Origin of the sequence: Shewanella amazonensis SB2B (assembly GCF_000015245.1) — a bacterium.
In the GTDB taxonomy this organism is placed as follows: domain Bacteria; phylum Pseudomonadota; class Gammaproteobacteria; order Enterobacterales; family Shewanellaceae; genus Shewanella; species Shewanella amazonensis.
Genome location: NC_008700.1, coordinates 1,172,879 through 1,193,230 on the forward strand (window position 1 = coordinate 1,172,879; position 20,352 = coordinate 1,193,230).

The 20,352-nt window shown below is 53.8% G+C and carries 16 protein-coding genes; 12 read left to right on the plus strand and 4 right to left on the minus strand.

Features of this window, described 5'->3' with window-relative positions:
- Positions 1-205: 205 nt before the first annotated feature.
- The 7 genes from SAMA_RS05070 (at position 206) to deoD (ending at position 8,157) form a co-directional block, all read left to right on the plus strand.
- The gene (locus tag SAMA_RS05070) at positions 206-988 is read left to right on the plus strand and encodes a TatD family hydrolase (RefSeq protein WP_011759086.1); all 783 of its coding nucleotides are present in this window, start codon (positions 206-208) and stop codon (positions 986-988) included.
- A gap of 176 nt (positions 989-1,164) precedes the next feature.
- Positions 1,165-2,424, plus strand: a complete 1,260-nt coding sequence (locus SAMA_RS05075; protein ID WP_011759087.1) for a NupC/NupG family nucleoside CNT transporter — start codon at positions 1,165-1,167, stop codon at positions 2,422-2,424.
- Positions 2,425-2,709: 285 nt separating this feature from the next.
- Positions 2,710-3,522: a nucleoside-specific channel-forming Tsx family protein gene (locus tag SAMA_RS05080; protein WP_157608304.1), complete on the plus strand. Its 813-nt coding sequence runs from the start codon at positions 2,710-2,712 to the stop codon at positions 3,520-3,522.
- A gap of 345 nt (positions 3,523-3,867) precedes the next feature.
- A complete protein-coding gene (gene deoC / locus SAMA_RS05085; protein WP_011759089.1) occupies positions 3,868-4,641 on the plus strand; it encodes a deoxyribose-phosphate aldolase in 774 nt (257 codons plus the stop codon).
- A 146-nt stretch (positions 4,642-4,787) separates the two neighbouring features.
- Positions 4,788-6,119, plus strand: coding sequence for a thymidine phosphorylase (deoA, locus tag SAMA_RS05090; protein ID WP_011759090.1), 1,332 nt, complete (start codon positions 4,788-4,790; stop codon positions 6,117-6,119).
- Between the two features lie 11 nt (positions 6,120-6,130).
- Complete coding sequence (locus SAMA_RS05095) at positions 6,131-7,354, plus strand: phosphopentomutase (RefSeq protein WP_011759091.1); 1,224 nt, start codon at positions 6,131-6,133, stop codon at positions 7,352-7,354.
- A gap of 92 nt (positions 7,355-7,446) precedes the next feature.
- A complete protein-coding gene (gene deoD / locus SAMA_RS05100; protein WP_011759092.1) occupies positions 7,447-8,157 on the plus strand; it encodes a purine-nucleoside phosphorylase in 711 nt (236 codons plus the stop codon).
- Positions 8,158-8,285: 128 nt separating this feature from the next.
- Here deoD and SAMA_RS05105 read toward each other — a convergent pair whose 3' ends face one another.
- Positions 8,286-9,074, minus strand: coding sequence for an AhpA/YtjB family protein (locus tag SAMA_RS05105; RefSeq protein ID WP_086015241.1), 789 nt, complete (start codon positions 9,072-9,074; stop codon positions 8,286-8,288).
- 78 nt (positions 9,075-9,152) lie between these two features.
- Between SAMA_RS05105 and serB the strand changes: the two genes are divergently transcribed.
- Both serB and SAMA_RS05115 read left to right on the plus strand, forming a co-directional pair.
- A complete protein-coding gene (gene serB, locus SAMA_RS05110) occupies positions 9,153-10,103 on the plus strand; it encodes a phosphoserine phosphatase SerB (protein ID WP_011759094.1) in 951 nt (316 codons plus the stop codon).
- 91 nt (positions 10,104-10,194) lie between these two features.
- Positions 10,195-11,172 (plus strand): alpha/beta fold hydrolase, encoded by a 978-nt coding sequence (locus tag SAMA_RS05115; RefSeq protein WP_011759095.1) that lies wholly within the window; start codon positions 10,195-10,197, stop codon positions 11,170-11,172.
- Between the two features lie 9 nt (positions 11,173-11,181).
- On the opposite strand, the gene SAMA_RS05120 is transcribed toward SAMA_RS05115, so the two are convergent.
- Complete coding sequence (locus SAMA_RS05120) at positions 11,182-13,560, minus strand: PilZ domain-containing protein (protein ID WP_011759096.1); 2,379 nt, start codon at positions 13,558-13,560, stop codon at positions 11,182-11,184.
- Positions 13,561-13,664: 104 nt separating this feature from the next.
- On the opposite strand from SAMA_RS05120, the gene radA reads away from it, so the two are divergent.
- Positions 13,665-15,029 carry a DNA repair protein RadA gene (radA, locus tag SAMA_RS05125; RefSeq protein WP_011759097.1) on the plus strand — a complete coding sequence of 455 codons (1,365 nt, stop codon included), beginning with the start codon at positions 13,665-13,667 and terminating at the stop codon, positions 15,027-15,029.
- Between the two features lie 32 nt (positions 15,030-15,061).
- Here the strand turns inward: radA and SAMA_RS05130 are convergent, their stop codons facing one another.
- Positions 15,062-15,433: a PilZ domain-containing protein gene (locus tag SAMA_RS05130; RefSeq protein WP_011759098.1), complete on the minus strand. Its 372-nt coding sequence runs from the start codon at positions 15,431-15,433 to the stop codon at positions 15,062-15,064.
- A 204-nt stretch (positions 15,434-15,637) separates the two neighbouring features.
- Between SAMA_RS05130 and torR the strand changes: the two genes are divergently transcribed.
- Positions 15,638-16,348: a two-component system response regulator TorR gene (gene torR / locus SAMA_RS05135; RefSeq protein WP_011759099.1), complete on the plus strand. Its 711-nt coding sequence runs from the start codon at positions 15,638-15,640 to the stop codon at positions 16,346-16,348.
- Here the strand turns inward: torR and torT are convergent.
- Entirely contained in the window at positions 16,338-17,375 is a 1,038-nt protein-coding gene (gene torT, locus SAMA_RS05140) for a TMAO reductase system periplasmic protein TorT (RefSeq protein WP_011759100.1), read from the minus strand. The genes torR and torT overlap by 11 nt on opposite strands.
- A 55-nt stretch (positions 17,376-17,430) precedes the next feature.
- Between torT and torS the strand changes: the two genes are divergently transcribed.
- Positions 17,431-20,352 carry a TMAO reductase system sensor histidine kinase/response regulator TorS gene (gene torS / locus SAMA_RS05145; protein ID WP_011759101.1) on the plus strand — a complete coding sequence of 974 codons (2,922 nt, stop codon included), beginning with the start codon at positions 17,431-17,433 and terminating at the stop codon, positions 20,350-20,352.

Here is a 20,352-nt window from a genome sequence, read left to right on the forward strand (position 1 = left end):
AGAGCCCGAACTCGCGTCAAAGCGCGCAAGACATTCCGGGGCAGAACATTCAGGGATGTCCCATGTCACGGTCGCATCTGACGAGTGCCTGACAAAAAACACTGCAAAGAGTGACAGAAGCAGTGAATAAGGTTTTAGAGGGCTGATTTACTGCGCTTATCTGACTACAAGAATTACTTCATCATGAGTACCGGAGGAAAAACCTTTGACGGCATCCCTGAGGCTCATTGACAGCCATGCACATCTGGATTTTCCTGAGTTTGACTCCGACCGAGACGCAGTGTTTGCGGCCATGTCAAAGGCTAACATCTCGAGCTGCATTATTCCCGGTGTTTCTCCTGCCCATTGGGACAGGCAGCTTCAGGTTGCCCATCAATATGCCTGTTCTTATGGATTGGGTCTGCATCCCTGGTATGTGGATGCCAATTGGCAGAGCGCCATAGACGATTTATCAGAACGATTGGACCGCCACCGCAGTGATAAGAAGTTGGTTGCTGTGGGTGAATGTGGTCTCGATAAGATCCGCGATAATAACTGGCAATGGCAGCTGCAGGCGTTAGAAGCCCAGTTGTTGCTTGCCAGCAAACATCAATTGCCGGTTATTCTCCATAGCGTTAAATCTCACGAACCACTGATTTCCCTGCTTTCCAGTCATTCGTTACCCCGCCGCGGTGTGATACATGGTTTTTATGGCAGCGTTGAAGTAGCCAAGCGCTATATTGAGCTGGGATATCTACTGGGGATTGGTGGCTTATTGTTGAATGAGGATGCAAAAAAGCTGCATAAAGTTGTTGAAACATTACCGATAGAAAGTTTCATTTGCGAGACAGATTCGCCCTCAATGGCACCCAAAAGTGCTAGAGGAAGTCGTAATTCTCCCCTTTTAATTGGTCAAATTGTCACCAAAATGGCCCATTTGCAAAAAAAATCCAATGTTCTAATATCAGAACGACTGTTAAGCAATGTGTCGCAACTGTTTGAGCTATAGGTTTTTTCACTTAAACAGGTGTTTGTCGCAATGTTTATTGTTGCTAAGCATTTGAAATTTAAGTTCAAAAATTTGATCAAAACGACGATTTTCAGCAAGGGCTAAGGTATAATCTTGCTCGGAAATAGGTTGGTTAACAACATAACTAAAAAGTGTTAACAAAAGGGTGATGGTTAATGAGTATATTAATGAGCTTGGTAGGCGTTGCAGTCCTACTTGGAATAGGTTTCCTCCTTTCCAATAACAAAAAGGCGATCAGTGTACGTGCCGTTGGTGGTGCGCTGGCTATTCAGGCTGCCTTCGGTGGCTTCGTTCTGTATGTACCTTGGGGTAAAGACATCCTGAAGACTGTGTCTGACGGTGTATCTGCCGTTATCGGTTACGGTCAGAACGGTATCAACTTCCTGTTCGGTGATCTGGCTCAGTTCAAAGTTGGCTTCATTTTCGCCATCAACGTGCTGCCAGTTATCATTTTCTTCTCTTCTTTGATTGCTGTGCTTTACTACCTGGGCATCATGCAGTGGGTCATCCGTATCATCGGTGGTGGTCTGCAAAAAGCTCTCGGTACAAGCCGTACAGAGTCCATGTCTGCTACTGCGAACATCTTCGTAGGTCAGACAGAAGCGCCTCTGGTAGTACGTCCATTCATCCCAACCATGACTCAGTCTGAACTGTTCGCCATCATGGTGGGCGGTCTGGCTTCTATCGCGGGTTCTGTACTGGCCGGTTACGCCTCTATGGGCGTTAAGATTGAGTACCTGGTAGCTGCATCATTCATGGCTGCTCCTGGTGGTCTGTTGATGGCCAAGCTGATGCACCCTGAAACTGAAAATACCAAGAACGAAATGGATGAGCTGCCAGAAGATCCTGACAAGCCAGCCAACGTTCTGGACGCTGCCGCAGCTGGTGCCTCTTCCGGTATGCACCTGGCTCTGAACGTAGGCGCGATGCTGATTGCCTTCGTGGGTCTGATTGCCATGATCAACGGTATCATCGGTGGCGTAGGTGGCTGGTTCGGTGTTGAAGGTCTGACCCTCGAGCTGATCCTTGGTTACATCTTCATGCCACTGGCATTCCTTATCGGTGTTCCATGGAACGAAGCGTTGGTTGCCGGTTCTTTCATCGGTCAGAAGATCGTTGTGAACGAGTTCGTTGCTTACCTGAACTTCGCTCCTTACCTGAAAGACATCGCTGACGGCGGTATCGTGGTAGCTGAGACTGGTGCTGCTATGTCTGACCGTACCAAGGCTATCGTGTCCTTCGCTCTGTGTGGATTCGCTAACCTGTCTTCTATCGCTATTCTGCTGGGTGGTCTGGGAGCGATGGCGCCTAACCGTCGCCACGATCTGGCCAAGCTGGGTATCCGTGCCGTTATCGCCGGTTCTCTGGCTAACCTGATGAGTGCGACTCTGGCAGGTCTGTTCCTGGCGATTTAATCGCGCAGAGGGGCCCTGATATCGGGGCCCCTGTTAATACAACCATTTTCCAACGAATCGTCTGAAACTTATCCATCACTGTGATACAGAGCGATGGGGCTTGATGTAAACCAATTGTAAAAATGGTTAATTGGGCTAAGGGGTCGTTTCACGACGTTGTTCACAAATAAGAATTTAATGTTCGTGTTTTCTGCCAATGATATTGTGCTTTCGCACGGGCAAGGTAGAATACCCGGGCAAAATAAAAACGCTGCCTCGAGCAGTAAACCTAGATAAATGGGGTTGATGATGAAAAACGTTAAAATGATGGCTGTTGCCGCCGCTACTTTTGCTGCTCTGTCTACCGGTGCCGCTCAAGCTGAACAGTTCTACGGCTTCTCTAACATGTCTGTTAACTACCTGGATTGGACTGCCAAAGCTGAAGAGCGTTCCAATGGTGGTTACGGTGGCGCCAAAGAAGATTTCGTATACCTCGAAATCGAAGGCGGTGCTGGTTACTCTTGGGGTGACGTATACGGCTTCGTCGATCTGGAAAACCCAGAAAACATCAACAAGAGCGAGCGTGACTTCAGCGGTAACCCAGTTACTGACTCTTTCCGTATCGCTGCCAAAGGTTCTATCGCTGCCAACATCGGTAGCAGCAACTGGAACGTTTACTCTCACCTGTACAGCCTGACTGTTGCCGGCGAAGGTTTCTTCGACCAGAACCTGGTTGTGGGTGTGAGCTACGACGTGTTCACTGATTCAGGTTTCTGGATCAAGCCATTCCTCGGCGTACACTACGAAAACCAAACCTTCGCTGGTTCAGGCTTCAACGGCTACATGGCTGGTTGGGTTCTGGGTTACAACTTCGAACTGGGTGGCCAGAAGTTCATGGTTACCAACTGGCACGAAACTGAATTCGCCCGTGAAGACCAGTTCCGTGGCAACGGTACCCAGTACACTCTGAAGTCTACCGGTCAGAACGGTGCAGTATCTCTGTGGTGGAACGCCACTCAAGAGCTGACCTTCGGTCTGCAGTATCGCTATGCTGATCACAAGCTGGGCACTGCTGCTTACCACGATGCGGCTATCTTCACTGCCAAGTACAACTTCTAATTGTACTGTGGAGCCGTGCGTTGCACGGCTCCATGCTTAATGCTTAGGTCTTAATCTTTACTCAAGCATGGTTTTATCCCAAAGAGCATGTTTAAGTAAGGTTTGTGAGCTCTCGCGTTAAAAGGGATTTTTCGCGGAAAGCAGAAACACGCTGTTTCCCCTTTCCGGTCTTCAAGGATTCAAGTCGTGGTAAACATTATCGACACTGAATACCTGTAGCTATGTCGTCATGACATCTGGCATCGCCTGAAGGCCCGGCCATAATTATTCCAACAACCTGCCACCTCACGGCGTTGCCCAGGACAAGATTTCTGTTTCATTTGAATTACGTCTCGGAGAACAACTATGAGCGATCTTAAAAAAGCAGCCCAGCGTGCCATTGAGTTGATGGACCTCACTACGCTGAACGACGACGATACCGCTGAAAAAGTGATTGAGCTTTGCAAAAAAGCCGTTACTCCAGCTGGTCACACCGCCGCTATCTGCATCTATCCCCGTTTTATTCCCATCGCCCGCAAGACTCTGATTGAACTCGATGCCGAAGACATCCAAATCGCCACTGTGACCAACTTCCCTCACGGTAACGACGATATCGCGATTGCTGTGCTCGAAACCCGCGCGGCCGTTGCGTACGGTGCTGATGAAGTGGACGTGGTTTTCCCATACCGCGCCCTGATGGAAGGCGATGAAACCGTGGGCTTTGAGCTGGTTAAAGCTTGTAAAGAAGCCTGTGGTGACGATGTGCTTCTTAAAGTCATCATCGAGTCCGGTGAACTGAAAGATCCAGCCCTTATCCGCAAGGCCTCTGAAATTTCTATCGATGCCGGTGCTGATTTCATCAAGACCTCCACCGGTAAGGTCCCAGTTAACGCCACTTTGGAAGCCGCTGAAATCATGCTGACCGTGATTGCCGAAAAGAACCGTGCTGTAGGCTTCAAGCCAGCCGGTGGCGTGCGTGATGCCGCTGCGGCTGCCGAGTTCCTGGGGACTGCGGCTCGCATCCTTGGTGAAGACTGGGTGACCCCACGAACCTTCCGTTTCGGTGCTTCCAGCCTGCTGTCCAGCTTGCTGCATACACTGGAACTGGCCGATGCGCCTAAAGGTGCCCAGGGCTACTGAGCCCCGGTCTGATTTGTGATCCGCGTCGAAACGAAGCGATTTAACTTTGGCTAATATGAGTCTGTAATATTTTTACAGTTTCGACGTTCCAGAGGACGAATTGTCGGTAGAAACTGAAAGCTACCGACATTCTTGGAGACAGCAGTATGTTTCTGGCACAAGAGATTATTCGCAAAAAACGCAACGCAGAGGCCCTCAGCAAAGAAGAAATTCAATTCTTTGTGAAGGGGATTACCGACAACAGCGTATCCGAAGGACAGATTGCCGCGCTGGGTATGGCGGTATATTTCAATGACATGACCATGGACGAGCGTATTGCGCTGACCACGGCCATGCGCGATTCAGGTACCGTGCTCAACTGGGATAGCCTGGGGTTGAACGGCCCTGTTATTGATAAGCACAGCACAGGCGGTGTGGGCGATGTGATTTCGCTGATGCTCGGCCCCATGGCCGCAGCCTGTGGTGGTTATGTGCCCATGATTTCGGGCCGGGGGCTGGGTCATACCGGTGGCACACTGGATAAGTTTGACGCCATTCCCGGTTACCAAACCGAGCCCTCCAGCGAGCTGTTCCGCAAAGTGGTAAAAGAAGCCGGTGTTGCCATTATTGGCCAAACCGGGGATCTGGTGCCCGCCGACAAGCGTTTCTATTCCATTCGAGACAACACCGCCACAGTTGAGTCCATTTCACTTATCACCGCATCGATTCTGTCCAAGAAGCTGGCCGCAGGCCTGGATGCGCTGGCAATGGACGTCAAGGTAGGCAGCGGCGCCTTTATGCCGACCTACGAAGCCTCGTTGGAACTCGCGCGCTCCATTACCGCCGTGGCTAACGGCGCCGGCACCAAAACCACAGCGCTGCTCACCGACATGAATCAGGTGTTGGCTTCCTGCGCCGGTAACGCGCTGGAAGTGAAAGAAGCCGTGGATTTCCTGACCGGAAAATACCGTAATCCTCGCCTTTACGAAGTCACCATGGGCCTGTGCGCCGAGATGCTGGTGCTGGGTGGTCTGGCCGCCAATGACGCCGATGCCCGTACCAAGCTCAACACAGTGCTGGATAACGGCCGTGCTGCCGAGATTTTTGGCAAGATGGTGTCCGGCCTGGGCGGCCCTGCTGATTTCGTTGAAAGTTACGATAAGTATCTGCCCAAGGCATCCATAATACGCCCCGTGTACGCAGAACGTGACGGCTTTGCCTATAGTATGGTGACCCGTGAGCTGGGTCTTGCCGTGGTCACTCTGGGTGGTGGCCGTCGCAAGCCCGGTGATGCACTGGATTACAGTGTAGGCTTGTCCAACGTGTGTGCCCTTGGTCAGCCAATAAACAAAGACACGCCGCTTGCCGTAATCCATGCCCAGTCTGAGGCCGCTTTTGAAGAAGCCGCCAGGGCCGTTCGTGGGGCTATCACTGTCAGCGACAAGCAACCCGAAAAAACACCTGAGATCTATCAGTACGTACGTGCTGAAGATCTGTAAGGGGAAGAGTTATGAAACGTACCATTATTTTGATGCTGGACTCCTTCGGCATCGGTGCTGCCGATGATGCAGACAAGTTCGGCGACGTGGGGTCAGACACCTTTGGTCACATTGCACAAATGTGCGCTGAGGGTAAGGCCAACAACGGCCGTGAAGGCGAACTCAAGCTGCCAAACTTAAGCCGTCTGGGCCTGGCCCATGCTGCCAAAGAAGCGACAGGTGCATTTGCCCCTGGATTTGGCGACAACGTTGATATCATTGGCGCTTACGGTCACTGTCAGGAGCTGAGCTCAGGTAAAGACACGCCCAGTGGTCACTGGGAAATGGCCGGTGTGCCCGTGCTGTTTGAGTGGGGCTATTTCAGCGAGCATCAGAATTCTTTCCCGAAAGAACTGACCGACAAAATTCTTGAGCGCGCTGGCTTGACCGAGTTTTTGGGTAATTGCCACGCCTCTGGTACCACCATTCTGGAAGAGCTCGGCGAAGAGCATATGAAAACCGGAAAGCCGATTTTCTACACCTCCGCCGACAGCGTGTTTCAGATTGCCTGCCATGAAGAAAGCTTCGGGCTTGAGAACCTCTACCGCCTGTGTGAAATCGCCCGGGAAGAGCTGGAGCCATACAACATCGGCCGTGTTATTGCCCGTCCCTTTGTCGGCACAGGTCCAAGTGACTTTGCCCGTACCGGCAACCGTCGCGATTATGCGGTTGAGCCACCATCAAAAACCGTGCTGGATAAGCTCAAACAAGCCGGTGGTGAAGTGGTGAGTGTGGGTAAGATTTCTGACATCTACGCCCACTGCGGTATCACCAAAAAGGTGAAGGCATCAGGACTTGAAGATTTGTTCGATGCCACACTGGAGCAAATCAAGCAGGCCGGTGACAACACCATAGTGTTCACCAACTTTGTGGATTTTGACTCCCACTACGGTCATCGCCGCGACGTGTCTGGTTATGCCAAGGCACTGGAATACTTCGACGCCCGTCTGCCTGAGCTGATGGCGCTGCTGGAAGAAGGCGATTTGCTGCTGCTCACTGCCGATCACGGCTGCGACCCAACCTGGCAGGGCACCGACCATACCCGTGAATTCGTGCCTGTATTGGCTTATGGTGCCGGCCTTGAGGCAGGCTCACTGGGCAAGCGCGGCAGCTTTGCGGATATTGGTCAGTCGATTGCCAGCTACTTCGGGTTGGCGGCAATGGAATATGGCGAGTCATTCATGCCGGCCCGCTAAGGTCTGCTGAAAAAGTTTCGTTTTGGCGACTTCCTTTGAGTCGCCTATTATCAAAGACTTAAGTCTTAATCAAAAATACAGGGGTTATACAGATGGCTACACCACACATTAATGCTGTAGAAGGTGCATTTGCTGAAACCGTACTTTTCCCGGGCGATCCGCTGCGTGCCAAGTACATTGCCGAAACCTTCCTCGAAAACGTTGAGCAGGTTACCGATGTACGTAACATGTTGGGCTTCACCGGTACTTACAAGGGCAAGCGCATCTCTGTGATGGGCTCTGGCATGGGTATCCCAAGCTGTTCTATTTACGCTACCGAGCTTATCAAAGACTATGGCGTGAAGAACCTCATCCGTGTGGGTACCTGTGGTGCCATCAGCACTGACGTTAAGGTTCGTGACGTGATCATCGGTATGGGCGCCTGTACTGATTCTCAGGTAAACCGTCTGCGCTTCAAGGGCCAGGACTTTGCCGCCATCGCCGACTACAGCCTGCTGAGCGCCGTGGTTGAGTCTGCCAAGACTCACGGTATCCAGACCCGCGTTGGTAACGTATTCTCTGCCGACCTGTTCTACACGCCAGATCCTGAAATGTTCGACGTGATGGAGAAGATGGGTGTTCTGGGCGTTGAGATGGAAGCCGCCGGTCTGTACGGTGTGGCTCACGAGTTCGGTGCCCGCGCGCTGTGTGTGGTAACTGTATCTGATCACATCCGTACCGGTGAGAAGACTACCTCTGATGAGCGTCAGACCACCTTCAACGACATGATCATCATGACCCTGGATGCGGCCATCAACCTCTGATGCTGGATCTGTGACAGGCTAAAGCCTGTCAGGTACGAAAAAGGCTCCCTCGGGAGCTTTTTTGTTTACATGCTTTTGCTTCAGCCTGCATTGCAGCATCCCTATATTTACTGCGTTGACGGCCATTCTCAGCGGCCTTTACCTGCAGCATCCTCTTTATCGGTATTAGTCGCGTTGCTGATTTCTGAATCCGCCATCGCGGCCGAATCCAGGGCCTGACACGCTTTTTCCGTCTCTGACGCATCTTGTTCCGGCTGCATTTCCATCGGGCGCATCACTTCTTCCGGTCTTTCACCCGTCATAGTGGCAAGCAAGCGTTTGGCTTTAAATTTGCGTCGGTCAAAGTGGGCGCGCTTAAATGACATAGAGCGAGACAAGAGCATGCCAATCAAACCCGCCACCAACAGCATAATTTGCTGCTGCTCCATATTAAGTTTGTGAGCTTCTTCAATCTCGGCCAAAAACAACTTGGGTTCCAGGCGTACCTCGACATAACCCAGGTTTCTGTCTCCCTGCATTACGGGTTCTACATAGGGAGGAAAAGGCGCGAGCAGGTCTTTCAGCTCCTCAGAATCGGGCTCCAGCCACTCGGACGACAAACTCTGGGCGAAGGAGAGGCGAGTGCCCTGTTCGCCATAGATGGCTGCCGCCATCACCTTGGGATCTTCCACCAGGGCTGTGGCTAGCCACTGCAACTGTTCATCGTTCTGTAACAGCAACGCCGGTGCAGCGCCATAGGCCGTCTGTTGTACCAACAATCTTGCCATCTTTTCGGTTTGGGACTTCAGAAGCTGCTGGCCTTGTAGTAGGCTTGACTGCCACAGCTGGACAAGCCCCGCCAGCAGCGCCAGTGCAATGGCAATCTGCAGCAGTCGGCTGATTTTCTGGCTTTTCTTTAGTCCTTTAAGATACAACACCTTGACCCTTAAAAATTGACGCTTTGAGCTAATCATAAAGGATAAGGCATAAAGCGGATAGCCGGAGAACTCTCACCCATGGAAAACACCTCTGAGTATGTGCTGCAAAACCGTCTTCACGCTTTGGCGACTTCCGGTCAGTGCCAATTGAGCCTGTATGAAGAAGGGCAAGCGCCACAAGGAGAGCGGGTGCGATTGGTGTGGGCAACCAAAGCAACTGAGGAGCTGATTTTTGCTCGTCTGGCAGAGCTTAACTGCGCGGCTGCCCCCTTGGTGAGACGCAATGCCCTCAGCGGGCTGGAGTTGGTATCCAAGGGAGAGGGTAATCTGTCGGCCGCATTTGATGGCATAGCCGGTCTTGAAGTTTTGCCTGTGACCGAATCCCTGCCGTCACTGCGACATCCGGGACTACTGGTGATGGATATGGACTCTACCGCTATCAAGATTGAATGTATCGATGAGCTTGCCGCCATGGCGGGTGTGGGTGAAGCCGTCGCCGAAGTTACCGAGCGGGCCATGCAGGGTGAGTTGGATTTCAAGCAGAGCCTGCGTCAACGGGTGGCCAAGCTTGCCGGTGCCGATGCCGGTATTATCGATACCCTGTGCGCCCGCTTGCCGCTGATGGACGGGTTGACCGAGATGCTGGCCGAGCTAAAGGGGCATGGCTGGAAGCTGGTGGTCGCCTCAGGCGGCTTCACCCCTTTTGTGGGGCACCTCAAGGCGACTCTTGGGTTGGACGCCGCCTTTGCCAACGAGCTGGTCATTGCCGATGGTAAGCTGGTGGGCGAAGTGACTGGCACAGTGGTGGATGCCAACTTCAAGGCCGATGTGGTCAGTCGCCTTGGCGATGAATACGGTATTAAAGACGGCCAACGCCTCGCCATCGGCGATGGTGCCAACGATATACCCATGGTGCAGCGAGCCGACTTTGGTATCGCTTTTCATGCCAAACCCAAACTGGCCGCCGCTGCCGATGCCCGTATTCACACTCTGGATTTGCGGGTGCTTCCCTTCTTGCTGCAAGCGTGAACTCCGAGGGTTTGAGTAATTGCTCTTGAGTTTTGTCTGTGCTCTGGTTTAGCCTGATTGAATATAGGCCCAGGCACAGACCTTGATAACCATGACAGCGATTTTGACTCAAGCTTCATCCAACTCTCTGCAAAAAGACACGATTTTCCAGCAATCGTTGTTTTTACCTTACGACGGCGGTCAGTTGCACCTGAGGCATATCAGTCCCGCTTCCCCTGCTGCTGCGCGCTCCCCCTTGCTGATGCTTCATGGTGCCATGTCCAACGGCCGGGTGTTTTACAGTGAGTCCGGGCGGGGGCTGGCGAGCTTTTTGGCCCGGCAGGGGTTTGAGGTGTATGTCCTCGATACGGCGGGACGGGGCCTCAGTACTCCCAAGCTGTCCAAAGGCGTTGATCCGGGGCAGGGCAAGGTGATCCGTGAACAGTTACCCCTGGTACAGGCATTCATTCTTGAGCGCCATCCGTTAACGCAGGGGGTACACTGGTGTGGCCACTCCTGGGGTGGGGTTCTCATGGCAAGCAGTTTGGTGAGATACCCGGATATGGCCGCCAGGGTACGATCTTTACTGACTTTTGGCAGCAAAAGAACCATACGAACCCGCTCATTGAAAAAATGGTGGATGGTGGACATGTTCTGGAACCGGCTTGCACCTGCCATCGCCACACAGCGCGGTTATTTACCCGCCGATAGCCTGAAACTCGGTATGGATAACGAGAGTATCAGTTCCCTGTGCGAGAGTATCGACTGGGTCCGTGGTGATTGGATAGATCATGATGACGGCTTTGATTACGCAGCAGCCGCAAGGGTTAAAGGTATACCGCCAGCCTGGTTTATTGCCGGCGCCCGGGATACTGTGCTGGGTAACCCCAGTGATGTGAAAGACATGATGGCAGAATGCTGCGCTGCTGATGCCCGCTTTACCTTGCTGTCCAGGGCGCATGGATATCGCCACGACTATGACCATGCGGGCATGCTGACACATCTTGATGCCCCATCAGATCATTTTATGGAGGTAGCAGACTGGTTGCTTGGTTTTGATATGACGGCGCTCAAAGACCCGGTTAACTGAGGGCGCAATTTACTGACTGAGTGCGCTGAAACGCAGCACAACTTCGTCTGTGACATCCAATAATTCACCTACACCGACAATGCGCCACAATTGCTCTTCAAGTTGCTTGGCCTTGTGCTGCGCGTGTATGTGTATGTATTCCAGCTCGCGGCGAATACAGCTGTTGTCTGGTTTGCCTGTGGCACCGCGGTAAAGACGGATAGCCATAAACTTACCCACCTGATTACTCTGGTTGATAAAGTTCAGTTGCGCCTCGACCGATGCCAGATCGTCTGAAGGGACAAACTTCAGCAGTATGCCGCCACGGGACTGACGTATGACCTGGACAAACAGCTCAACGTAGCTCATTTCATCGTTAGGGCGCAGGGTTCGTATGGGGTCCAGTACAGCCTGTTTCAGTATGCCATTGCCAAGCAGAGGTGCCAGATTATAGTGCTGGGGCTCAGTGCTCAGCGCGGCAAACATGTCGGTTATGTCATGGCCCTGCACGCTGGTACCGAGGAAGCTGACAACCTGAGTCTTGGCGGTTTTTTCGATAAAGAAAGGTACGCCATACAGCTTTCGCATCACCAGATTTTTCAGACCGTCCGACAGCTCTTTAATGTCGCTGTTGTTTTCGCTCAGCTGGGTCAGCTTCTCCCGATTGTGGACAATCAGCTTGTTGAGAAACTCGACCCCGGGATGCACTTCATGGCCAATGATGGCGGCAAGGTGCAGTACCATGCCGTCCTTGCGTGATTTCACCAGGCGATAGGGCAGGTCGACCAAGCGACTTTTACCGGCAATCGCCTGCAGCTTTGGCAGCGACAGCGTCACCGGCTTACCTTCTTCAAAGGCTGCGGCCTTATCCAATATCACCTGTAGTCCACGACTTGAAATGTCGTTACTCAGTCCCTGTACCTTCAAACCGCCCTGGTGAATTTCTGCCAGGGTTTTAAAGGCAAACCTGGCCTCCCGTCGCCGCTCGCTGAATTCCAGTGACACCTGTTTAATGCTGCTTTGAACAGCCTTCTTTTGACCATAGACTTTAAGCGCGTTGGCGTTGGCATTGTTATACCAGCCTTTATATTGCGATTTGGCCGGTTCGTGGGTCAGGTCCATCAACTGCAGCACGTGGCTGAAGCTGGCGAGCTGCTGCTCTGTCAGGGCGGAATAGTTTTCCGCGTCTCCGGGGATCACCGAACTTTTGTATCGCTTGCCGTGGTCTATGGTATCCAGGGTTAACTTAAACACCCGCCAACTGGGTTTACCTGCACCGAAACCGAAAAAGAGCTCCCGCTCTTTACGGTGTTTGAGCTCCGCGAGGGTAGCTGAATAGAAAAACAGTTTGCCGTTGGCATTATGGGTGAAGCAAAAAAAGGTGCGGTGATCGGCGTCTTCGGGATAACGAAGTGCCATGCCCATTCGGCCTTGGGTCAACATGCCTTCCAATTGGCTGATGTCGTTCTCATCCTGGAAATAATGCAAAATTGCCTGATTATCAGGACTTAACAATAAATGGCTTAACCTGGGTTTATCGCCCCGGTTGTCCAGAAACAGCGGTAAATGTGGTAAATGAGGCAGGTAATGGCGCTCAAACCCAAGACCTGTGGCCGTGACCAGCACGTCGTTGATATCAACCTTGTAGCGAAACTTATAGCCACGAATGAGATTGGCGAGCATCTCTGACAGGCCTTCAGAGCCGCCAAGTCGCTTGAGTCGCATCCAGGTAAATTCGCCATTGCCTTCGGCACTGACTATCTGATATTCCACCCCATGCTGCAGATCTTCGTAATAAAACTCCTGGCTGAGCTCAACCAGTTTTACCTTTAAAGGTATGTCGAGGGAAAACGGGTGTCTCGACGGCAATCGTATGCGGGCACCACCCACCGACAGATCGGCTGTGATCCCGGGGATTTCACCTCGCCCCGGCTGGGACACCAGAATTTTCATGCTGTAATTCATCCGCTCTTCGGTGCGGCTGAAATAGTTGCCAAGCACTATGCCCGGCACAGTAAATGGCTGAGATTCTGCAGGGGAAACGGCTGAGGGATTTCCCTGGGATTTTTGCCGGCGTTTACGATGGGCGTTCATCACCTCTTCATACACGCCAAGGGTGTATTTGCCCTGATACAGGGCCAGCGCCTGCTGGAAAATCTGTTTGGCTGGCTGGTCGAGGAAATGGGTTTGACGCCCCGCACGCAGCTCTTCACAGGGCAATTCAGATTTGTCACGCAAATCAATCAGACGGGTGCACTCTGAGCCGAGGCGATTTAATTCCATTTTCAGCAAAAAGCGGGTCGAGTTGGACTCTCCCGCAGTCAACTGCTCGAACACCTGCGGGAAGTTGGGTTCCAACATCAGGGGTTTGAGCTGTTCTATCAGTGCTGAATGTTCGGTCAGGCTCATGGGTATTTGTCTTTTTGCCGTGCCATTGGAGAGAGGAATTGCTAGTCTATTATCGGCAGCTTTTCTGGGTTCTATACTCAATTTTATACAGAATTTAGGCAGTTATGGCAAAAAATAAAACCGCGTACGTATGCAATGAGTGTGGTCAGGACTTTCCCCGCTGGCAAGGGCAGTGCAGCGCTTGCCTGGAGTGGAACTCCATCACCGAAGTGAGACTGGGCGCCGCCACTGTGGCACGCAGCGGACGTTTCAGCGGATATGCTGGTGCCGGGGTATCTGAGGTCAAAACTCTCGACCAAATTGATTTGAATGAGCTGCCCCGAATCCCAAGCTCCTTTACCGAGTTTGACCGGGTTCTGGGCGGAGGCATAGTGCCCGGCAGCGCCATCCTGATTGGTGGTCATCCGGGAGCGGGTAAAAGTACGCTGTTATTGCAGACCCTGTGTCAGTTAGCGGAGGTCATGCCGGCTCTCTATGTGACCGGCGAAGAGTCGCTGCAGCAGGTGGCCATGCGGGCTCATCGACTGGGGCTGCCTACTTCCAAATTAAAGATGCTCTCTGAAACCAGTGTCGAAACCCTCTGTGACATTGCCCTGAAAGAACAGCCCAAGCTGATAGTGGTGGACTCCATTCAGGTGATGCACATGAGTGATGTGCAGTCCTCCCCCGGCAGTGTGGCACAGGTGCGTGAATCAGCGTCATTCCTTACCCGGTTTGCCAAGCAAAACGGTATCGCCGTGATCATGGTCGGTCACGTCACCAAAGACGGCAGTCTCGCTGGCCCCAAGGTGCTTGAGCACTGTATCGACTGCTCTGTGATGTTTGAAGGCGACTCCGACAGCCGTTATCGCACCCTCCGTTCCCATAAAAACCGTTTTGGTGCCATCAATGAGCTTGGCGTCTTTGCCATGACTGAGCGGGGCCTCAAAGAGGTGGCCAACCCGTCGGCAATTTTCCTCTCCCGTGGAGAAGAGGCTTCCAGTGGCTCCCTGGTGATGGTGGTCTGGGAAGGTACCCGGCCGCTGCTGGTGGAGCTGCAGGTGCTGGTGGATAACTCGGCGCTGTCCAATCCGCGGCGGGTGGCGGTGGGGATGGATGCCAACCGTCTGGCCATGTTACTGGCGGTGATGCATCGCCATGGCGGCCTGCAAATGTCGGATCAGGACGTGTTTGTGAACGTAGTGGGTGGGGTAAAGGTCACCGAAACCAGCGCCGACCTGACCTTATTGCTGGCCATGGTGTCCAGTTTCCGTGGCGAAGTCTTGCCAAGGGATCTGGTGGCCTTTGGTGAGGTGGGACTTTCGGGCGAAATTCGCCCCGTGCCCAACGGTCAGGAGCGATTGGTGGAAGCGGCCAAGCACGGCTTTAAACGGGCGATTGTGCCAAGAGCCAATATGCCGAAAAAGCCACCCGAAGGCATGGAAGTGATTGGCGTATCAAAGCTAGCTGAAGCCTTGGCAGCCCTTTAAACAAAAGTGTCAATCACATGAAAAAGGGGACATCAGTCCCCTTTTTCATGGCTCTCGATAAAGTGTTCCAGCTCTCGATTGAGCAGGGATGCATCCCCCAGATTCAGCTCCACCATGCGCCTTAGGTGACTGATACTCTCCACGTCAATATGCTCGCATTTTAAGCCAATCATCCCGGGCTTTTGATGGGCAATAAGGGTTTGCATCTGCACTTCCACATCTGATTCAGGCAGCGAAAATGCCAGTGAAAGGCTGTTACCCTCAGGGGAGAAATCGTTGGGAGACGCGACCAGAGCGCCATTGAGGCTCAAGTCCAGAATACGGGTTTCCCAGACCTGGGATTCGGTAAAAAGACGGGCCTTGGTATCAAACAGAATTCGGGAGAACTTACGCCTCTCGTCCATGGTGTGTCCTTTTGGCTGGCCGCTGAAACTTGTTTAAGCATAAAACATGCGGTACTTGCTGTAAAAGTGCAAGCCCACTTTTACGCATGATATCCGTTATTTCAGCATTGGGGTTGCAAGCGGGATCTCAGTTCTTTCTCCCCGAATGTGAAATATGAAAAATTATGAATATACTGGTGCCAATCACGTTCCCGGAGATACCCCATGGCCTACACAGTTTTGGTCGTCGATGATGAGGCGGTTATTCGCACCCGCCTGAAAGGCTACTTCAGCAAGGAAGGCTATCGGGTGTTGGAGGCCGCCAATGGGGAAGAAATGTGGCAACAATTGGCGCTGGCCCATGTGGATTTGATTATGCTGGATATCAATCTGCCGGGAACCGATGGTCTTTCGCTGACCCGGGAGCTCAGAAGTCGCTCTGACGTGGGCATCATTCTGGTGAGTGGCCGGGATGAGACCGTCGATAGAATCGTTGGCCTTGAGATGGGGGCTGACGACTATGTCACCAAGCCCTTTGAGCTTAGAGAGCTGTTGGTGCGGGTAAAAAACCTGCTGTGGCGTATCTCCTTGGTGGAAAAGGCTAAACAGCAGGCTGTAGCCGCCATGGATGAGGGCGATGACAGAATCGAGTTCGACGACTATGTGCTTGAACTTGGCAGTCGCAAGTTGTCCCGGGGCGAGGCGGTTATCAAGCTCACCAAGGCGGAATTCGAGCTGCTGGTGGCTTTTGCGTTGCACCCACGGCAGGTGCTGTCGCGGGAGCGTTTAATGCAGCAAACCAGCCATCGCAGTGAAGATGCCAACGACCGTACCATAGACGTGATTATCCGCCGCCTGCGCGGTAAGCTCAATCCAGAGCTGTTTGTGACAGTTCATGGCGAAGGATATCTCTTTGCTGCCAGCGTCAGGGATTAAAGCGATAAACAGGATAAAACTCGGCAGGGGGTAAGGATTCAATCAGCGCTGCGGCATCGCTGTTGTTGGCCGTTCTGACTACAATCGCCGGTCCTATATCACCAAAGGCAGTTTCGCCCTGCAATTGCCTTACCGCCAATTCCACTGCCACCATGCCCTGCAATACCACCTTGTCGTCACAGGCTGCAGCGATTTTGCCTCGCTGCAGTGCGCGGGCGATAGCCGGGGAGAAGTAACTCGCCCCCAGTACTATGGGATAGGATGGCGGGGTTTGGCCGAACTGATTGACCGCCACTTCAATGGCCACAGCGCTGCCCACAATGGCGTCAGGACGGCTCGATTCCAGCAGCTGTTGCAGCTGTTCCCGCTGCAAATGGCGGTTGTTGTCGGCGTGGCGAATGGCACCAATACTGAGCTTGCTGCCGCTGAGGCTCTGCCCTATGCCCTGCTCAACAAGGTCAGTGCCACCCACAGACTCGGGCCCGGCCAGCAGCGCCAGACTGGCCTCTGATGTGAACTGGCGTTTGATGGCATTGCCGATAAGGCTGCCCATTTGATACCAGTTCACCCCGATATGAGTGCCAACCCGGGGATCCTCCAGCTTGTTCACCAGCGCCAGTACAGGCTTATTAAGCCCGCCGGGCACGTCTTTGAGCAAATGCGGGGTTACGGCGCCCAGCAGCACAGCATCAAAATCGCCGCCTAAACAATGGGCCAACTGGGTCTGTTGGCGGTCGTGATTGGGGTAGCCGCCAGCCTCGAACATCTCAAAACTGACGCCGAGCTTCTTTGCTTGAGCCGCGAGGCCATAGTTAATGCCAATCCAATAGGCATCCTTTAAGTGGGGTACCAGTACACACAGCTTCCAGGGCTTATGTGCACGCTCAAGGGGCGTCAGCATGAGCGCCTTGCTTTGTTGCTCTATGGCGTTGAACGGCGTGCGCTGCTCAAGTTGCCATGGGGCGGCCTCGGCGGTAAAAAATCCCAGCGCTATCAAGAGTAAAAGGATTCTGGGGCTTATGTTCACGGCAAGAGTTCCGTAAGATGATCACAGCCGAAGTGTACCAGCTATAGGTGAGCCTGTGACCCCTCCTTCATTGTCCTTCTCCAGTCTGTCCGGACGTCTCATTCTGGCTTTTGTGCTATTGGCCGCCTTGCTGCTGTTGCTGGTGAGTTTGGGGTCGGTGAGCCTGCAATGGGTAAAACAGGCCGACCATATGCTCTACGAGCGTTCGTTACCAGCATCCGATGCGGCAAGGGAGCTGGTACAGTCTGCTGCTGCGCTCACCGAAAACACCCAGCTGCTTGCCAGGGTCAGCGAAGAAAATCAGCGGGAGTTAATTGGCCGCAAACTTTCCATTGAGACCGCCAATCTTCTGAGCGCCGCCGAAAAGCTGAGAAGCCTTGGAGTAGATACCGCCGTGGACACCCCCAACACCCTGGGGCGTGACTCGGGTGAAATCGTGTCGGCCCTTGCGGAACTTGGCAACAGGGTTGGGCGAAAGCTTGAACTGCACGATACCCTGACCCACCAGGCCAAGACCCTCGCCCTTGCCAGTGCCACTGCCCGTGAGCTGGTACAGGCAGAGCTGGCGGTTGTGGATGCCGTTCTTCTGGCGAAACTCAGTCAGGCGTATCCGCAGCAGGCCGGGCAGGGGCGCAGCGCCCGCTTACTGGATGACATCATAGAGACTGAACTGGATATTCAAAGCCAATTGCAGCGGGCGTTATCACTCATCAACCGCATCGCGCTGGTGGCCGAGCTTGCCGATGAGGGCACTGACTCGGGCCTGCCCCTTGGGGATATTCTGGGGGAGGGAGCGAGCGATGGGGCAGTAGAAAACAGCCTCTGGCCACTTAAGCGGGTAAGCCTGCTGGTGCGCGACCCAGTGCGCCAGGCCTCCCTTGAGGAAGAAACCCAGCGTCTGCTTCATGTGGGCGCTGTGCTGACGTTAAGAGCAGACTTTCTTAACGCCAGTCGTTCGGTCAATTCATTGCAACAGCTGCTGCAGGATAAGCTGTTTGGTCTTAGCCAGCGCCTCGACAGGGCGCTGCAAACTCAGAGTGCCAAGGCGCTGGAGGCCCGCAAAGACTATCTGCGTCAGCTCTCCTGGGCGGGCGCAGGGCTGTGGGGCACCGGCCTTGCGATGTTGCTGCTTATCCTGCTGGTGTCTTACCGGGTGATTTACAAAGGTATTGCGGTGCGCCTCGGGGAAGCCACTGGCGCTATGCACAGTTTGGCCCGTGGCAATACCGATATCAGTCTGGACCCTCACGGCGACGATGAGCTTACCGCCATGGCTGAAGCCATTGAGGCCTTTAAAGCCAAAACCATTCGTAATCAGGAGCTGGCGGGCGAACTGCGGGAGAGCGCCCGTGAGCTTGCCAGCCATAAGGCGGCGCTGGAAGTCAAAGTAATAGAGCGCACGGCCGAGCTTGCCAGTGCCCGGGAAGCAGCGGAAAACGCAAGTCAGGCCAAGAGCCGATTTCTTGCCACCATGAGCCACGAAATTCGCACGCCGCTCAATGGTCTGATGGGCACACTGGAGCTGCTCGATAAGGATAAAAGCCTCACCGAGTCACAGCATCAGTTGCTGGGGCTGTCGCGCTACAGTGCCGTGCTGCTGCAAACCCTGTTATCGGACATTCTCGATTTCTCACGGCTGGAAAAAGGCCAGCTAAAGGCCCAACCGGCTCCGGTGGATTTCCCCCAGCTGCTGGATGAAGTGATGAATGTGATGCTGGCCGGTGCCAGCCTCGCTGGGCTGGGGCTTGAGCTGCTGACAACCAATGTGCCGCAATACGTGAGCCTCGATGGCCCCAAACTCAGGCAGGTGCTGCTCAATTTGCTTGGCAATGCCATCAAATTCACCCAGCGTGGCTCAGTGGTGTTAAGGGTTAGCGCCGAGGGGCAAAGGCTTCACTTCAGTGTGACCGATACCGGCGTTGGCATGGATGAGGCGACTCGGCAACGGCTCTTTACCCCCTATGAAACAGGACATGTGCAGGGCAGGGCCCGGGGTACCGGGCTGGGACTTGCCATCAGCCGTGAACTGGTGTGCCTGATGGCTGATGTCGGCCCTGAGTCGGTCAACGAGGTTGGCATTCAAGTAGAGAGCCTGCAAGGTGTTGGCAGTTGCTTCAGTTTCAGTTTGCCGCTGGTTCACTGCGATGCCCCGGCAGAGGCTGCAGCGCAGTCCTTCGTTGCCGTGTCGCCCAGGCGGGTACTGCTGGTGGAGGACAATCAGGTGAATGCGCTGGTGGCCCGTGGATATCTTGCCACTCTTGGCCACGAGGCCTCCTGGGCATGGGATTTGGCCGAGGCACGCAGACTGCTTGCAGCAGAGCAATTCGATGCTCTGATGCTGGATATGCAGCTACCGGATGGTGATGGCCGCAGCCTGTTGCCATCGCTGCCTGCGGGTATTCTGGTCGCGGCCTTTACCGCGCAGGTCGATATTGATGCGGTGGCGGGTTATCAGCGGGCAGGCGTAGAGACTGTGCTTGCCAAGCCCCTGAGTCTGGCGGCTCTGGGCCATTGGCTGGGGGATGCATCCCAGACTGATGTGTCTCAAACGGATGTATCCCGTGCTGATGCCTCATTGGCGGTCCCGGTGACGGATGCCGCTGTGCACAATGCCCTTCGCACCGCCAACCCGGGACTGCTGGATATTGAGCAGCTTGAGCTGGACCTGGATATTCTTGGTCGTGACACGCTGGAGGAAATGGCGCAGCAGTTTGCTTCTTCAAGTGAGGCGCAGTTTGCGGCCTTTGAGCGCGGCGTAGCGACGCTCGAACGGCAAACCCGGCTGCACAGTCTGAAAGGCGCCAGTGCCAGCATGGGGCTGAAAGCATTGGCTCAGCTGGCGGCGGAGCTGGAAAAGGTGCAGGTAAGCGGCAAACTGACCGAAACCCAGTGGCAAGAACAACGCCTGCCAGAACTCAGGGAGCTCTGGCAGGCGTCGTTACAGGCGCTGGCTGAGTGGCTTAAGGCCAACGAATGA

Bases quoted from the DNA above. Each gene is read 5' to 3' on its own strand.
- SAMA_RS05075 (WP_011759087.1), top strand. From the start codon at position 1,165: ATGAGTATATTAATGAGCTTGGTAGGCGTTGCAGTCCTACTTGGAATA.
- SAMA_RS05080 (WP_157608304.1), top strand. From the start codon at position 2,710: ATGATGAAAAACGTTAAAATGATGGCTGTTGCCGCCGCTACTTTTGCT.
- deoC (WP_011759089.1), top strand. From the start codon at position 3,868: ATGAGCGATCTTAAAAAAGCAGCCCAGCGTGCCATTGAGTTGATGGAC.
- deoA (WP_011759090.1), top strand. From the start codon at position 4,788: ATGTTTCTGGCACAAGAGATTATTCGCAAAAAACGCAACGCAGAGGCC.
- SAMA_RS05095 (WP_011759091.1), top strand. From the start codon at position 6,131: ATGAAACGTACCATTATTTTGATGCTGGACTCCTTCGGCATCGGTGCT.
- deoD (WP_011759092.1), top strand. From the start codon at position 7,447: ATGGCTACACCACACATTAATGCTGTAGAAGGTGCATTTGCTGAAACC.
- serB (WP_011759094.1), top strand. From the start codon at position 9,153: ATGGAAAACACCTCTGAGTATGTGCTGCAAAACCGTCTTCACGCTTTG.
- SAMA_RS05115 (WP_011759095.1), top strand. From the start codon at position 10,195: ATGACAGCGATTTTGACTCAAGCTTCATCCAACTCTCTGCAAAAAGAC.
- SAMA_RS05120 (WP_011759096.1), bottom strand. From the start codon at position 13,560: ATGAGCCTGACCGAACATTCAGCACTGATAGAACAGCTCAAACCCCTG.
- radA (WP_011759097.1), top strand. From the start codon at position 13,665: ATGGCAAAAAATAAAACCGCGTACGTATGCAATGAGTGTGGTCAGGAC.
- SAMA_RS05130 (WP_011759098.1), bottom strand. From the start codon at position 15,433: ATGGACGAGAGGCGTAAGTTCTCCCGAATTCTGTTTGATACCAAGGCC.
- torR (WP_011759099.1), top strand. From the start codon at position 15,638: ATGGCCTACACAGTTTTGGTCGTCGATGATGAGGCGGTTATTCGCACC.